Annotated in this window: 2 protein-coding genes; both read right to left on the bottom strand. The window is 69.6% G+C overall.

Annotation, left to right across the window (positions count from 1 at the left end; genetic code table 11):
- Window positions 1–516 (bottom strand): hypothetical protein (locus WA805_RS13320; RefSeq protein ID WP_425242489.1); only part of this gene is annotated, 516 nt, incomplete at its 3' end.
- A gap of 20 nt (window positions 517–536) precedes the next feature.
- Window positions 537–1,587, bottom strand: a 1,051-nt coding sequence (locus WA805_RS13315) for a GNAT family N-acetyltransferase (RefSeq protein ID WP_425242488.1), incomplete at its 5' end; no start/stop codon positions are given.

Raw genomic sequence — 1,587 nt, 5'->3', positions numbered from 1 at the left:
GTCCATGGCCTCGAGCTGGTCCTGGATCTCCGGGGTACTGGGCAGGAACCCGCGGACCCGGTCGAGGATGTCCTTGGTCTCGCGGAAGCCGTTCCGGGCCTGGTTGATCAGGTCCGACCCGATGTTGATGGTGGTGCTGACGGTCTGGCGGAGCTGGCTGATCTCGCGGGTCTGCTCATCGACCTTGGAGGCGAGGCGCTCGAACTCGAAGCCGCCGATCTTCAGCCGCTGGGCGTCGGGAAGCAGCAGCAGCGCCACGGCGGCCAGCACGTAGATGAAGTCCGTGACGTCGGGCAGGCCGCACGTCGACGTGGTCGTCGCCTTCCCGCCGGCGGTGACGGTCACGATCTGGCAGGACAGGTGCGTGCCCGCCGCCAGCCAGTAGGCGAACACGGCCAGGGCGGCGAGCACCAGGGCGAGCGCGAGCCCCCACCGGACCGCGCGGGTGGACTCGACCCAGCCCTGGCGCCCGGACCGCTCGGTGGGCTCGCCGGAACGGGTGGTATCGGATGTCACCCTGCCTATCTTGGCCCGCCTCAGAAATGCGCGTGCAAATACGGCAACGCTCGCGGGAACAGCGTCCGCAGCCGCTCCGCCGCCTCACCGGCCGCCTGCCCGAACCCCCTGATCGCCAGCTCATCAGGATCGAGGACCCCGTAGACCAGCCCGGACAGTCCGGCCGCGGTCAGCGTCGCGTCAGGAACGAGCCCCGTCGCCCGCCGCGCGTCCAGCAGACCAGACGAGCCGTCAAGCTCGTAGTGCCCGGCGATGAACGGATCGTCGACCACCTCCACGGCAATGTGAGCCGATCCGACGGGCATCCCGGCGAGCCCTTCGACCGACAGCACGCGGCCCATCGGCGCGAGGGACGTCGGGAACGCGACGTTAGAGCTGATCTCCGCGGCGAAGTCCGTCCCCCACAGTTCCGGCGTCTCGCCGGGCGGAACGACGACCGACACCTTCTCCACCTGACCGGCATGGGTGCCGAAAAATCCCAGCAGCAACGCCCTGCCAAGCGGACTCGCGGTCAGCAGGTCGCCGGCCGTCAGGTCACCGCCATAGCCGGATATCTCGTAGGTGACGGCCCCTATCAGCGCGTCGCCGGCCCAGGCCGTAGCGAGCCAGCGGTCCTCAGCCAGCCGGAATCGCTCCATCCGGGAGCCCGGCAGGACAGCGAAGCCATGCCGCGCTGCCAGCAGGCGCTCGAGGAGGCCGCGATAGGCGTTGTAATGCTCTTCGATCGTTCCCCAGCGGACGTCCCCCGCGAGGGAAGCCGAGCGCAGCCACGCCACGCTGGACAGCGGGAAGACGACGGTCTTGGCCTGCGGCAGCCCCACGAAACCGTGCCGCTCGTAAAACGACGGGCGGAACGGGTACAGCGTGCTCACCGGATGCCCGTCGTCCCGCATGATGCCGAGCAGTTCGGTCACGAGCGCGCTGGCATACCCGCGCCGTCGTGCCTGCGGCAACGTGGCGACACCGGCGATGCCCGCCATCCGAAACACAGTTCCCCGGACGTTCTGCCGCATCGGCACCGCCGACGCGGACGCCACCGCGACGCCATCGTCCTCCGCGACCACCGTGATG

It is taken from the genome of Trebonia sp. (genome assembly GCF_049794275.1).
GTDB lineage: Bacteria > Actinomycetota > Actinomycetes > Streptosporangiales > Streptosporangiaceae > Trebonia.
This window is presented reverse-complemented; position numbering and strand designations above follow the sequence as displayed.